Raw genomic sequence first — 12558 nt, 5'->3', positions numbered from 1 at the left:
ACCAAGCGTAGCAGGCGATCGCGACATCAAAATGTAAAGATCGCCTGCCGATACCGGGGTGACTTGTAATAACTAAATATTAACTCCTGCTTAACTTTTCCGGTGAGTAAAAAGTGTGATTCAGGCACGATCCTGGAGCGTTTAGGAAAACATTCAGGTTTTATCGGGATCTTCGTAGCGCCGCTTCGCATCCAGCGCTTCCTGTTCAGTCTCATGTTCGCTGATCAGCGAGTCCGGCTTAGGGTGGTCGGCACGCAGTTGGTACCAGGTCACGGTATGACCCGTCTGGCCTTTTTCAACGGTAACAATGCGCGCTTCACGCGGATAGGGAGGTCTGGTTGGCATAGCTCATCCTTTTTTTCTGTCTGAGCTATCAGTATAGACGCCGGTTAGCTGGCACAAGCCAAACGCAGGGCGGTAATAATCTGAATTACAACGTCTTCGGGAGAGGCGGACGCATCCACCACGTGGTGAGCCGCCTCGCGGTATAACGCATCGCGCTCGGCCAGCACTTCGCTCACCTCTTCGCTGAGCGGTCTGGAGGTCAGCGCAGGGCGTTGCCCCTCTTCCGGGAAGGCTTCCAGACGCCCCACCAGAGCGGATACCGGCGCGCTGAGATAAATCACAATCCCCTTTTCGCGCATAAAATGACGATTACACTCGGCGAGAACAATGCCGCCGCCGGTCGCAATCACGGCTGCAGGCGTGGTGACCGCTTTCAGCGCGGCGGTTTCGCGAGCGCGAAAGCTTTCCCATCCCTCATGCTCAACAATCTCAGCGATGGTTTTTCCGGCCTCGGTTTGCAGCCAGTGGTCGGTATCTACAAACTGGCGATGACACACGCGTGCCAGCTCGAGGCCAACGGTGGTTTTCCCACAGCCGCGAGGGCCAACTAAAAAGATGGGTTGGGTCATAGCCAGGTGTTCCCCTTGATGCCGGATGGCTGAAGAGTGTAAAGAAATTATTGCAGAAGATGTGTCGATTACTTTACTGCAAAGCGGTACGGGATGACAACCCTGTGGAGGCCAAACTGTACCACACATTGACAATAATTATCATTACGCTGTGCGGCGCTTCACTTCCAGCAGCCATTTATCCAGTTCAGCCGCAAACTGCTGGCGATCGCGCTGGGACAGGCTGTCCGGCCCGCCGGTCTGCACGCCGCTGGCCCGCATCGTATCCATAAAGTCGCGCATTGTGAGTTTTTCCCGAATGGTAGAAGGCGAATATCGCTCACCGCGCGGGTTGAGCGCCGCCGCCCCTTTTTCCAACACCTCTGCCGCCAGCGGGATATCCGCCGTGATCACCAGATCCTCCGCGCTGCACAGGCGAACAATTTCGTTATCCGCGACGTCAAACCCCGCCGGCACGCGCAATGAGCGAATGAAGCGCGAAGGCGGTACGCGTATATTCTGGTTCGCCACCAGCGTCAGCGGCATCTGAACGCGCTCGGCGGCGCGAAATAAAATCTCTTTAATCACATTCGGACACGCGTCCGCATCAACCCAAATCGCCATGTTGTCTCCCCATAATGACTCTGCCGACTATTGTCGCCTGCATTTCGTTGTTAAGCTATCTATCAGAGAAAACAACGCATAATGACGGAGAATCGTGATGGACAAGAAAATCGGGTTTATCGGCTGCGGTAACATGGGCAAAGCCATCCTGGGCGGCCTGATCGCCAGCGGGCAGGTGCTGCCGGGTCAGATTTGGGTCTATACCCCGTCACCGGACAAAGTCGCCGCGCTGCGCGATGAATACGGGATCAATGCCGCCGAAAGCGCGCAGGAAGTGGCCCAGGTTGCCGATATCGTCTTTGGCGCCGTCAAGCCGAACATCATGATCAAAGTGCTGAGTGATATCACCTCCAGCCTGAATAAAGAGACGCTGGTGGTGTCGATTGCCGCGGGCGTCACGCTCGATCAGCTGGCGCGCGCGCTGGGTCACGACCGTAAAATCGTCCGCGCAATGCCCAACACCCCTTCACTGGTCAACGCCGGTATGACCTCCGTCACGCCTAACGCGCTGGTGACGACTGAAGAAGTGGCTGATGTACTGAACATTTTCCGCTGCTTCGGTGAAGCTGAAGTGATTGCCGAAGCGATGATCCATCCGGTGGTCGGCGTCAGCGGTTCTGCCCCTGCGTATGTCTTCATGTTTTTAGAAGCGATGGCCGATGCCGCCGTGCTTGGCGGGATGCCGCGTGCGCAGGCGTATAAGTTCGCCGCGCAGGCCGTGATGGGCTCCGCCAAAATGGTGCTGGAAACCGGCAAACATCCGGGTGAACTGAAAGATATGGTCTGCTCCCCGGGCGGTACGACCATCGAAGCGGTGCGGGTGCTGGAAGAGCGCGGGTTCCGCTCGGCCGTCATTGAAGCGATGGCAAAATGCATGGAAAAATCAGAGAAGCTGAGTAAATCCTGATGGGAAGTCGGGCGTCAGGCGGCCACTTCGGTGCGGCTGCGCCCGGCATTTTTCGCCCTGTACAGCGCCACGTCAGCCGCCTTGAGCCATTCACGATAATGCCCAAACTGCGGTCCCCAGGGGGCAACGCCCACGCTGATGCGCAGCGCCTCCTTTGGCGCGCACGGTAACGAGAGGTTTTCCAGCCGCTCATGCACCCGGGACATGACGGCGATGGCGCTTTCCGCCGCGGTCTGCGACATGATCACCGCAAACTCGTCCCCACCAAACCGGCCAATCGCATCACCTGAGCGCACCGACAGCTGGAGCTGACGCGTAATGGCGACGATCGCCTCGTCGCCCACATCGTGCCCCCAGGTATCGTTAATATTTTTAAAGTGGTCGATATCAATCAGCAAAATCGTGGCCGTGCAGTGGCTGCGCCGACAATGCTCAAATTCATTTCGCAGCAGCATTTCCCAGTGTCGGCGATTAAAGACCCCGGTCATGCCGTCGCGAGTGCTCATCATTTCCAGCCGCTGCTTATGCTCGGCAAGCCTGACGGCAGTACGGTGGCTGAGCCAGGCAAACAGCATGGGATAGAGCACGAGCACGGGAAGGGTTAAGCCCCACTCCAGGAGGTCGGGGTTGAAGACGGCCAGGCGACCAAACAGCGGCAGCACCACCAGCGCGGAAAGCAGGGTCAACGCGATCCCCGGGATAAACAGACGACAGCCGCCGGAGCCCATCATATTCATCCCTACCATCATCAACAGCGCTGCCGTGGGTAACGCGCTCATCCCCATCACGCCTATCCAGAGCCCGGCGATAATGGCATCGATTTTAAGATTGAAAATTTCCTGCTGATGCGGTGACGCGGCCCGGCAGGATAGCTGCCAGGCAAAGTGGGGCCAGACGAAGGCCCAGCCCACCAGCAAAAGCCACCAGCCTCCGGCTAAAAAATGGGTGACCAGCATCCCCGCGATCGGGAAAAACATCGCCGCCAGCCCGACGGCGCGCGCCAGCCGAACTCGCCGGGCAAACTGAATGCCGGCGCGGTGAGGGTCATCCTGAGAAAGGGTTAAATTCCACTCTTCCCGAATGCGCTTTTTGTTGTAATAGGTTTCATCATTCATCATTTTTGGGAATATTCTGAAACATTTTTCCCAAATTATAGAGAGGGGGTCTGCGGGGAAAGTATGAAATTTCGGGTGAGCCGCCGAAGCCGCTCACCCGTTAGAACTACACTTTTTTCTTCAGGCAGGCACTCATGAACTTGCTGCGGTCGTCCCCTTTCAGGGACTGTTCGGTGGCCTTCGCGTTACACTCGCGCATCTTTTGCTGCTGCGGCGTCAGGCTTTTTTCAGCTGGCTTAGAGGCGCCGTTTTTGAGGCAGTCGCTCATGTAGGTCTTGCGGGCGTCGCCCTTCAGGCTCTGAGACGTCGCTTGTTGATTACAGGTGGTCATACGCTGTTGTTGCGGCGTTAAGGTTTTCTCTTCAGCATTCGCCGAGGAGATGAGGAACAGGCCGGAGAGCAGAGTAACCAGTAATGTTGTTTTCATTGCACCATCCTTTTGTGAACGTTCCCTGTAAGTCTGGCTCGTGACAGGAAAAAAACCACCCGGCAGATGTGATTTCCGCCGGGGTTTTATCACTTAAGCCCCAGCGCTGCCTTCATGGTATAGAACAGATCCGTTTGGTCGGTCAGGCCGACCACGTTTGCCGCATGCGGCCCGTAGGCGGCAATGCGCAGCTGGGTGCCGGTATGCTCCATGGACTCCTCTTCAGAGTTGCCGTAGCTCAACACCATAACGGCGCCGTCTTTGGTGTTCAGCGCCTGCGTCAGGCCCGGGGCTTTGGTATCTGGCGGAATAATCTGGCTGGCGTGCGCGTGGTCGGCGGTGACGATCACCAGGGTGTTGCCGTCTTTTTTCGCGAACTCAAGCGCCTTCTGCACCGCTTCGTCCAGATCGACGGTTTCACCAATCTGGCCGCACGGATTCGCCGCATGATCCTGCTTGTCGATTGACGCGCCTTCTACCTGCAGGAAGAACCCTTTCTCGCTCTTGCTCAGCAGAGAGATCGCTTTATCGGTCATCGCCGCCAGCGTCGGCACGCTGTCCGTGCGTTTCGGGTTTGGCGTACAGGTCACCGCAGGCTTATCGATATTGCCGTGATACGAGGCTTTTGGACCTTCCCAGCGCACGGGCATGTTGCCCTCAGAGAAGAGCCCCAGCAGCGGCTTGTCCTGGTTCGCATCGGTGATGGCGGCAAGAGAACTGGCGTCACTCACCAGCTGATAGCCGCGCGCCTGCGCCTGCTCGCGCAGCGTTTTGCCCTGCCACTCGCCCGCCGTCGCGGTTTCTGCAAAGGTTTTCGCCCCGCCGCCCAGGGTCACGTCAGGACGCGCATTGAGCAGCTGTTCCGTAATCGACCCTTTGCCGCCTTTTTCCAGCGCGTTGGTTGGGCATTTTTCGCTGGTCACTGACGGACCGTAGCATTTACGCGAGGTCACGTGCGCCACCAGCGCCGCGGGCGTCGCATCCTGAAGCTCAGCGGTGGAGACGTTGCCGGTCGCCAGGCCCGCCGCCTTTGCCATCTCGAGAAGGGTTTGATGATCTTTTTCGTGAATATCCACGCCCAGCGCGCCATTATAGGTTTTCACGCCCGTGGACCACGCCGTGGCAGAGGCCGCGGAGTCCGTTACGTAATCGGGTTTACCGGTTTTTTTATCCAGCGCGTAATGGGTATATTGTCCGGTCAGCGGTAATGCATCGATACCTTTAAAAAAGCCGCCCGCCCCCTCGGCGTAATTTCGCGCCGCCGTGATTTCGGAATCACCCATTCCATCGCCAATCAGCAGAATAATATTTTTCGCCGGCTTATCATTTAGCGAAGCGCGAATAGCGGCCGTTTGATCTTCTGATAAACGGCGCGCGCCGCCGGGCTGGGTGATATCCCCTTTTGCCGCACGATTGTCCAGCACGCTGGTTTGCGTGGTGTCAGCATAAATGGCAGGGGTAATTAACAGGGGAAGTAATGCGATGAAAAGTGCGCTCTGTTTCAATTTATTTTCTCCATGTACAAATACATAAAAATAAAAACAGAGCGACTATAGGCATCCTGCATGACAATTCTATGACACGTCGTTACGTACTGTGACGGTTTAGCTGCGCGGATGCCTTAACAGCTTCTTTACGTATTGCTGAAGCAGATCGGCATCCTCGGGGGGGACCTGGGTATCGGGCCGCGCTTTATCGAGGGCGCCTTCGATGCTGTCAATTAATGCCTGCTGATCGGAGGTATCCATCCGACGCAGCAGCGCGGTAACAACAATCTCCAGCGCTTCGACCTGGGCAACCAGCTCTTTTGACTCTTCTTCCTTTTGTGCAAGCTTAACCAGCAACTCAGCAATGAGATTCTTCATCGTGCTATTTCCTTATGGGGTTTCCCCTGAAATTAACACCAGGAATGCAATATGCAAAGCGGAGAAAATTATTATCTTATGCAAAAGTGAGATCGCCGCCAAATTAGGGCGCTGGCATTTTCAGCGAAACGTTTTTCTATATAAAAACGCCGCATTTTGTTATATAAAAATGCGGCTACCATAAGAATATATAATGCATCAGCCCAACAATTATCTCGCCGACCTGGCCTCCGCCATTTGTCTGCGGCGACGCAGCGCAATAGCCAGCTGGATAATATTGATTAACACGACAATGGCCGTGGCCGCAAATACCCAGCGAAAACCGGCCATTGCGGAAACGGATGCGCCTATAAGCGGGCCGGCAACATTCCCCAGATACATAAATGACTGGTTATACCCAAAAATACGCCCCGTTACCTGGTCGCTGGAATATTTAACCAGCAGGGTCTGAACCGCAGGCAACATGGCGCCGTCAGCAAAGCCGAGCAGAAATCGCAGTACGCCAAGCTGAAGCGGAGACGTGACGAACGACATCGCGAAGAAGAGGACGACCGCAACGATCAGCGTCGCCATCAGGATGCGCGCCGTGCCGATCCTGTCCCCCAGTTTTCCCAGACGCGGCGCGGAAATCAGGGCGGATACGCCCGGCACGGCGGCAATCATGCCGCTCAGAAAAGCGATATTCGTGCTCTCCGGCTCCATCGACTTGATAAACAGCGCCAGAATCGGACCGACCGACCCGTTACAGAGCTGGATCACCATGGTGGTCACAAACAGGCTAATCATCAGCCCCGGATAAGGCAGCGAGGCGAAGACGGCCTTGCCGCTCAGGCGTTCAGCTTTACTGATAACCGGGCGGCCTCCCTCTTTGATCAGAAAGAGCGTCACCAGAAAGCTGACCACCAGCAGGATCGCGGTGATGATAAATACCGCGCGCAGCCCGACGTGGTCCGCCAGAAAGCCCCCCAGCAGCGGCCCGCCGATGACGCCGCCGATCTGCGCCGTTGAGAGCGTACTCAGCGCCCAGCCGCTGCGCTCGCGCGGCACCTGAGAGGCAACCAGCGCCATGGCGTTCGGAATGTACCCGGACGTCAGCCCCATCACCGCCCGCAGGAAGAAAAGCTGCCAGACGTTGGTGGCGAAGGCCTGCAGCAGAATGGCGATCGCCATCCCGAGCGAGGCGCGCAGCAGCATCAGCTTACGGCCCTTCCGATCCGCCAGGCTGCCCCACATGGGTGAAACAATCGCAGAGACCAGAAACGTGACGCTAAACGTCAGGCCGGACCACATGGAGAGCGCTTCGTGCGAGGTGACCCCCAGCTGCGAGACGTACAGCGGCAGGAACGGCAGGATCTGGCTAATGGCCAGCCCGGTAAAGAAGCAGCCGAACCAGACCGAGATGAGATTAACTTTCCAGGATTCCATAAAGAAATAGTCTTCATTTTTAGGCGAATTCGCCGACAGATTAGCAAGTTACGCATTTTGACGTCGCACCAGAGGTGCGGCCTGACTGACTTTGGTGTTTTATCTTCCCAGTCATCATATTTGTGAAACAAGTCACAATTTATCCATTTTCTGGCGGAATATTATGCTTCAGCGGCAAAGCCCGAAGCCGCGCATGCCCAGATGAAAATGATTGGCATGCGCCGCGTTGTACTCCGGCCCCAGGCCGTTCCCGTAGTAGCCACAGCTTGCCGCCAGCATGGCCTTCAGCCAGGGCTGGGTGTTTGCCGCCTTCCAGCCGTTCAGCACCGTGACGCGTTCACCGTTCACAAGACGAAAAGCGGCGATATCCAGCGCCTCGGCCGTGGCATGTTCGCTGCGGCGCGCGTCAGGGCGGTGGTAAATATTGCGGCAGGCAAAGCTGCCGAGGTGGTCGATACGCGCCAGGTCGCTGCCGGTATAGCGTTTTGTCAGCGGTCGCGCCTGCTGGCTGATAAAGAGGGCTGTGCTGAGCGCCAGCGGACAGCTGGCAAGAAAACTGCCGTTCAGGCCAACCGGGCCGAAGTCGCGCACGCGCACCACGTTGCTCAGCGGGCATTCACCGGCGCTGTCAGCGACCGGCTGGGTGCGGATAAGATCGCGTTGATTAGCCTGCGCAAGCAGGTTTGCGCACGCCTCGGGCGTTAAGCGCCGAAGCTTATACTGGGTGATGCGGCCTGGCGGATCGTCCAGGGTCAGCGGTTTGAACGGGTTGTAGTAGGACGGCAACCAGCGGTAGCCCGCCGCTGCAGCGGCCACAATTATAAAAACGGTCAGCAGCGTTTTTCCTTTCACTCTCCCCCCTTAGCATTCCCCAAAATAGTATGGCAGAAGGCCGCGAAACCCGCCGGGCATCGTGGTATGTTATTGGCTTTTCGTCAGACTGGAAGAGAGTGAGATGGCTAAGCAGCGCGTAGGTATTGTCTTTGGGGGAAAATCAGCGGAGCACGAAGTATCATTGCAATCGGCCAAAAATATCGTTGATGCGATCGATAAAAGCCGTTTTGACGTGGTGCTGCTGGGCATTGATAAACAGGGCCAGTGGCACGTCAACGACGCCAGCCAGTATCTGCTTAACGCGCACGACCCGGCACACATCGCCCTGAATCCTTCAGAAGTGAGCGTCGCGACCGTTCCCGGCGTCGTGAAGGGGCAACTCATCGACGCCGGCAATGCGCAGGCTCTCGCTCAGATCGACGTTGTCTTCCCCATCGTTCACGGCACGCTGGGGGAAGATGGTTCCCTGCAGGGAATGCTGCGCATGGCCAACCTGCCGTTCGTCGGCTCGGACGTCCTCGGCTCTGCCGCGTGCATGGATAAAGACGTCACCAAACGCCTGCTGCGCGACGCCGGGCTGAATATTGCCCCGTTCGTGACGCTCACCCGCGCCAACCGCGACAAGCACAGCTTCGCGCAGGTTAGCGATCAACTGGGGCTGCCGCTGTTTGTGAAGCCTGCCAACCAGGGCTCCTCCGTGGGCGTCAGCAAAGTGACCAGCGAAGCAGAGTTCACCCAGGCCGTCCGCCTGGCGTTCGAATTCGACCATAAAGTGGTGGTTGAGCAGGGGATCAAGGGCCGTGAAATTGAGTGCGCCGTGCTGGGCAACGATTTTCCACAGGCGAGTACCTGCGGCGAAGTGGTGTTAAACAGCGACTTCTACTCCTACGATACCAAATACATTGATGACCACGGCGCGCAGGTTGTCGTTCCTGCGGATCTCGATCCGGCGATTAACGATAAGATCCGGGCGATCGCCGTTCACGCCTATCAGACGCTCGGCTGCTGCGGCATGGCGCGCGTGGACGTGTTCCTGACCCCGGAAAACGAGGTGGTGATCAACGAAATCAACACGCTGCCGGGATTCACCAACATCAGCATGTATCCGAAGCTGTGGCAGGCGAGCGGGCTGAGCTACCCGGAGCTGATCACCCGCCTGATCGAACTGGCGCTGGAGCGTCACGCCGCCGACGGCGCGCTTAAAAGTTCCGTAAACGGTTAATCGGCGCGATTCGCCGACTCCGCCTCATCCGCTGTCGTCTCTTCAGGGCGACGGCGGATAATCAACCCCGCCAGCCAGAAGCTGATTACCCAGGTCACCAGCCCGACGGCATACGTTTGCCACCCTTTTGCTTCAAACCCCAGCAGGCCCACGACACCGTTAAGAATAAAGATCAGCCCGATGGCAAAGGCGTAGTAGTGCCAGTCACGGCGTAGTTTGGACGTGAGCTTCATAACAACTCCGGCAGGAAAAAAAGACATCCTCTCACAGTTTTATGGCCAGGTCTGTGGCAGATACGGAAATTCTGAAACGCGACGCAATTTCACTTAAGTGACGAAATTGTGATGTGCTGCAGAAATCGACAATCCAGGAGGATTCCGGCGGGTAAATTACCACGATTCTGATATTGACAAATGCGATGACCTGTCAAACTCACTCTGTAAGACGCGTATTGAAACAGAGTGATATTTCGGGAGGTCATATGGCTGACTTTACATTGTCGAAACCGATTTTTGGCGGCAAACCAAAAACCTCCACGGCGGGTAATATCGCTTATGCCCTGTTTGTCCTGTTCTGCTTCTGGGCCGGCTCACAGCTGCTGAATATGCTGGTCCACGCCCCGGGCGTTTATGAACACCTGATGCAGGTGCAGGATAACGGACGCCCGCGAGTGGAGATTGGATTTGGCGTCAGTACCCTCTTCGGCCTGATTCCCTTCCTCGCGGGATGTATGGTTCTGGGCGTGGTGGCATTAGTGCTGCGCTTACGCCGTCGCCGCTAAAGCCCCATACAGCGCGCCCGGCGATCGTCCACGCGCTTTGCGAACCATGCGGTGGTCAGGTAACGCATGATCTTCGGGCTTTCCAGCTGAATGCCCGGCAGGATAGCCCGCGGTAACGCTTTTCCGCTTTTCTGCTCCGCCAGCGCAAACACCTTTTTGTACAGTTCCGTTTTCTCGAATGCCAGGCTGTCGCCTTTTTCAAGCTGACGGCGGGTATCGCTGTTGCTCATACCAAGCGCTGTCGATAATTTCCGTACGGCCAGCTCGGTGCTTCCCGCCTCGCTGCTGCCGTAAGCAATGAGATCGCCGTCCAGCGCGAGCTTAACGCCGCTTGCGCGGCTAACCGCACTCTGGAATGCCGCATTACGGCTGGCATACCAGCCGGCGTTAAAGTCGGCAAAGCGGTACAGCGGCTCACTGTAGTTAGCCGGATAGTTCAGCAGATGATACGTGCCGAACCACAGCCCGCCGCGCAGGGAGAAGACCTCCTGGCGCACCGTACCGTCGATTTTCCACGGGTAGCCGTCGGTATGCTTCTCTGCGAACGCGATGCTCACCTGCATCGGACCGCCGGTGTGGACCGGGTTCAGGGAGCCGAACAGCTTCTGCCCCATCGGCACCATGCTGATGAAATCATCAAAAATGGCGCTGAGCTGTTTTTCGGTTTTCACCGTGTCCAGCCGGTCGCTGTAGCTTTTACCGTTTGGCGAGGTGATTTTAAGCGCGGTGTGTACCAGGAACACCGGGATGTGCATGGACTCCGCGCGGCGGTCGATCTCTTTCCACGCGATTTTGTTCAGACCCGGCACCACCGGGTCCGACTGGTACATCGACTCCTGCTGCGCCACCGCCAGCACAGAGCAGATATTCTCCTCGGTCGGGGCAATCTTCTGGCTTTCAAAGGTTTTTGCCAGCGCGTCTGCCCACGCATTGCGATCCTTCACGCTGGCGGGCATTTTCTGCCGCACAACGCTCGCCACGTCAACGGGCTTCTCCCCCTTTTTGAGCGGAGCAGCCCCTTTTTCGGCACAGCCTGCCAGCACAAGAGCGGCCAGCAGGGACAACGGTAACGCGCGCGGTACGGCAAAAGGCATAGCAACTCCCTGTATTAGCTGAATGTGTTGGTCACTTCCTGCAGGTCACGATCGTCCAGCTCACGTTCAAAACTGCGCAGACGTTTGTAGATGGACATCAGCTCCACCAGCGTGGTCCAGGAGCTGATCAGGTACTGGAACGACCCGCGAACCTGACCGAAAACGTTGGTGATCTGCGTCATCAGACCGAGCGTAATCGTACCCGCAACAATCGACGGGAACAGCAGGAACAAACCGAAAACATTATCCACCTGCAGATACAAAATACGGGCAATGTTGAAGTACATATAGTGGAAATAGAGTCGGAAGTAGTTACGACGCACGGCGCCAAACAGCTCGCGGACCGTCGGCGGCGAGGCGCGGCTGGCATCATCCTCACCGTAAACCAGCTCCTTACGGTAAGCGGCTTCGACGCGCTGGTTTTTAAACTCCAGACCCGGCAGTTTGATCCCCACCACCGCCAGCAGGCCCGTCCCCATCAGCGACCAGACGATCGCGGCAATTACCAGGCCATACGGCAGATGGCCAACAATCGGCAGATCCGGCACGTGCGCCGAGAGCGTGACCAGCACGGGCAGGAAGGCAATCAACGTCATAATGGCGTTGATAAAGCTTACGCCCATGTCCTCAAGCGTGGAGGCAAAACGCATGGTGTCTTCCTGCACACGCTGCGCGGCGCCTTCGATATGGCGCAGGTGCTGCCAGTGCGCCATGTAATGTTCGTTCATTGCGGTACGCCAGCGGAAAACGTAGTGGCTGACGAAGAAGTTGTTCATCACGCCGATGACTACCGCAATCAGGGCGATACCGAGGAAGATCCCGACCTCATGGTAAAACTGGTTGATGGTCACCTTGTGCGGCGAGCTCAGCGCGGTCTGGATCAGATCGTAGAACGGCGCATACCAGGCGTTAACCGCCACGCCCACCTCCACGAGGAACCAGGTGACAAAGACAATCAGCGACGTGCCGAGGATCGACCAGTACTGCCAGCGGTGCGGAGAATAGACAAACCAGAACAGCGCAAACAGCCCCACGCACACCGTGTAGTAGGCATAAAACAGCAGGTAGCTGAGCGACCAGAAGCGCGCCGCGCTAATCGGCACCTCGCCTGTCGCGCCCGTGATGCGGGTCAGCCAGGCCCCGCCGCCCGCCTGCCAGAAAATGACGGCGATCAGTGCCCAAATAAATGCCGACAGGAAAAAAGGCCCCGGCTTTGGGAAAAAAGACTTAAACATAATGCTTCCTTCTTGTTGTTATGGTGGTTGCTGTGCACACCACGTTACCACACGAAAAACGCGCCTGAGCCAGCCTCCCGGCGCAGGCAAAAAGGTCAGACCCGAGGGTTAATTATTAGTTCGCTTTCCAGTTTTC

General features: G+C 57.0%; 15 protein-coding genes. 3 read left to right on the top strand and 12 right to left on the bottom strand.

What is annotated here, in order from left to right; genetic code table 11:
- Positions 1-153: 153 nt before the first annotated feature.
- From yaiA to FY206_RS06020, 3 genes are all read right to left on the bottom strand, one after another.
- Positions 154-345 (bottom strand): protein YaiA, encoded by a 192-nt coding sequence (gene yaiA, locus FY206_RS06030; RefSeq protein WP_032638425.1) that lies wholly within the window; start codon positions 343-345, stop codon positions 154-156.
- Positions 346-389: 44 nt separating this feature from the next.
- On the bottom strand, positions 390-914 hold the full coding sequence (gene aroL, locus FY206_RS06025; protein ID WP_032638422.1) for a shikimate kinase AroL: 525 nt from the start codon (positions 912-914) through the stop codon (positions 390-392).
- Between the two features lie 144 nt (positions 915-1058).
- Positions 1059-1517 (bottom strand): YaiI/YqxD family protein, encoded by a 459-nt coding sequence (locus tag FY206_RS06020; protein WP_010428006.1) that lies wholly within the window; start codon positions 1515-1517, stop codon positions 1059-1061.
- Between the two features lie 97 nt (positions 1518-1614).
- Here FY206_RS06020 and proC point away from each other — a divergent pair, with 97 nt between their 5' ends.
- Positions 1615-2424 (top strand): pyrroline-5-carboxylate reductase, encoded by an 810-nt coding sequence (gene proC, locus FY206_RS06015; protein WP_032638420.1) that lies wholly within the window; start codon positions 1615-1617, stop codon positions 2422-2424.
- Positions 2425-2438: 14 nt separating this feature from the next.
- Here proC and adrA read toward each other — a convergent pair whose 3' ends face one another.
- The 6 genes from adrA to FY206_RS05985 form a co-directional block, all read right to left on the bottom strand.
- Entirely contained in the window at positions 2439-3542 is a 1104-nt protein-coding gene (adrA, locus tag FY206_RS06010) for a diguanylate cyclase AdrA (protein WP_032638418.1), read from the bottom strand.
- A gap of 103 nt (positions 3543-3645) precedes the next feature.
- A complete protein-coding gene (gene psiF, locus FY206_RS06005) occupies positions 3646-3966 on the bottom strand; it encodes a phosphate starvation-inducible protein PsiF (protein WP_032638416.1) in 321 nt (106 codons plus the stop codon).
- 89 nt (positions 3967-4055) lie between these two features.
- Positions 4056-5471, bottom strand: coding sequence for an alkaline phosphatase (gene phoA, locus FY206_RS06000; protein WP_032638413.1), 1416 nt, complete (start codon positions 5469-5471; stop codon positions 4056-4058).
- Between the two features lie 99 nt (positions 5472-5570).
- The gene (gene iraP, locus FY206_RS05995; protein WP_032638411.1) at positions 5571-5831 is read right to left on the bottom strand and encodes an anti-adapter protein IraP; all 261 of its coding nucleotides are present in this window, start codon (positions 5829-5831) and stop codon (positions 5571-5573) included.
- Positions 5832-6041: 210 nt separating this feature from the next.
- Positions 6042-7256: a multidrug efflux MFS transporter gene (locus FY206_RS05990; protein ID WP_032638409.1), complete on the bottom strand. Its 1215-nt coding sequence runs from the start codon at positions 7254-7256 to the stop codon at positions 6042-6044.
- A 168-nt stretch (positions 7257-7424) separates the two neighbouring features.
- Entirely contained in the window at positions 7425-8108 is a 684-nt protein-coding gene (locus FY206_RS05985) for an extensin-like domain-containing protein (RefSeq protein ID WP_032638408.1), read from the bottom strand.
- A 103-nt stretch (positions 8109-8211) separates the two neighbouring features.
- Here FY206_RS05985 and ddlA point away from each other — a divergent pair, with 103 nt between their 5' ends.
- Positions 8212-9312 carry a D-alanine--D-alanine ligase gene (gene ddlA / locus FY206_RS05980; protein ID WP_032638406.1) on the top strand — a complete coding sequence of 367 codons (1101 nt, stop codon included), beginning with the start codon at positions 8212-8214 and terminating at the stop codon, positions 9310-9312.
- On the opposite strand, the gene FY206_RS05975 is transcribed toward ddlA, so the two are convergent.
- The gene (locus tag FY206_RS05975) at positions 9309-9545 is read right to left on the bottom strand and encodes a DUF2754 domain-containing protein (RefSeq protein ID WP_032638404.1); all 237 of its coding nucleotides are present in this window, start codon (positions 9543-9545) and stop codon (positions 9309-9311) included. The genes ddlA and FY206_RS05975 overlap by 4 nt on opposite strands.
- A 248-nt stretch (positions 9546-9793) precedes the next feature.
- Here FY206_RS05975 and FY206_RS05970 point away from each other — a divergent pair, with 248 nt between their 5' ends.
- Positions 9794-10093, top strand: a complete 300-nt coding sequence (locus FY206_RS05970; protein WP_032638402.1) for a DUF2755 family protein — start codon at positions 9794-9796, stop codon at positions 10091-10093.
- On the opposite strand, the gene FY206_RS05965 is transcribed toward FY206_RS05970, so the two are convergent.
- Both FY206_RS05965 and sbmA read right to left on the bottom strand, forming a co-directional pair.
- The gene (locus FY206_RS05965) at positions 10090-11187 is read right to left on the bottom strand and encodes a DUF1615 domain-containing protein (RefSeq protein WP_077064115.1); all 1098 of its coding nucleotides are present in this window, start codon (positions 11185-11187) and stop codon (positions 10090-10092) included. The genes FY206_RS05970 and FY206_RS05965 overlap by 4 nt on opposite strands.
- A gap of 14 nt (positions 11188-11201) precedes the next feature.
- On the bottom strand, positions 11202-12422 hold the full coding sequence (gene sbmA, locus FY206_RS05960) for a peptide antibiotic transporter SbmA (RefSeq protein WP_032638398.1): 1221 nt from the start codon (positions 12420-12422) through the stop codon (positions 11202-11204).
- Positions 12423-12558 lie beyond the last annotated feature (136 nt).

The organism is Enterobacter chengduensis, assembly GCF_001984825.2.
GTDB lineage: Bacteria > Pseudomonadota > Gammaproteobacteria > Enterobacterales > Enterobacteriaceae > Enterobacter > Enterobacter chengduensis.
The sequence above is the reverse complement of the archived record's forward strand: the minus strand, read 5'-3'. Positions and strand labels throughout refer to the sequence as shown.

Bases quoted from the DNA above. Each gene is read 5' to 3' on its own strand.
- yaiA (WP_032638425.1), bottom strand. From the start codon at position 345: ATGCCAACCAGACCTCCCTATCCGCGTGAAGCGCGCATTGTTACCGTT.
- aroL (WP_032638422.1), bottom strand. From the start codon at position 914: ATGACCCAACCCATCTTTTTAGTTGGCCCTCGCGGCTGTGGGAAAACC.
- FY206_RS06020 (WP_010428006.1), bottom strand. From the start codon at position 1,517: ATGGCGATTTGGGTTGATGCGGACGCGTGTCCGAATGTGATTAAAGAG.
- proC (WP_032638420.1), top strand. From the start codon at position 1,615: ATGGACAAGAAAATCGGGTTTATCGGCTGCGGTAACATGGGCAAAGCC.
- adrA (WP_032638418.1), bottom strand. From the start codon at position 3,542: ATGATGAATGATGAAACCTATTACAACAAAAAGCGCATTCGGGAAGAG.
- psiF (WP_032638416.1), bottom strand. From the start codon at position 3,966: ATGAAAACAACATTACTGGTTACTCTGCTCTCCGGCCTGTTCCTCATC.
- iraP (WP_032638411.1), bottom strand. From the start codon at position 5,831: ATGAAGAATCTCATTGCTGAGTTGCTGGTTAAGCTTGCACAAAAGGAA.
- FY206_RS05990 (WP_032638409.1), bottom strand. From the start codon at position 7,256: ATGGAATCCTGGAAAGTTAATCTCATCTCGGTCTGGTTCGGCTGCTTC.
- ddlA (WP_032638406.1), top strand. From the start codon at position 8,212: ATGGCTAAGCAGCGCGTAGGTATTGTCTTTGGGGGAAAATCAGCGGAG.
- FY206_RS05975 (WP_032638404.1), bottom strand. From the start codon at position 9,545: ATGAAGCTCACGTCCAAACTACGCCGTGACTGGCACTACTACGCCTTT.
- FY206_RS05970 (WP_032638402.1), top strand. From the start codon at position 9,794: ATGGCTGACTTTACATTGTCGAAACCGATTTTTGGCGGCAAACCAAAA.
- FY206_RS05965 (WP_077064115.1), bottom strand. From the start codon at position 11,187: ATGCCTTTTGCCGTACCGCGCGCGTTACCGTTGTCCCTGCTGGCCGCT.
- sbmA (WP_032638398.1), bottom strand. From the start codon at position 12,422: ATGTTTAAGTCTTTTTTCCCAAAGCCGGGGCCTTTTTTCCTGTCGGCA.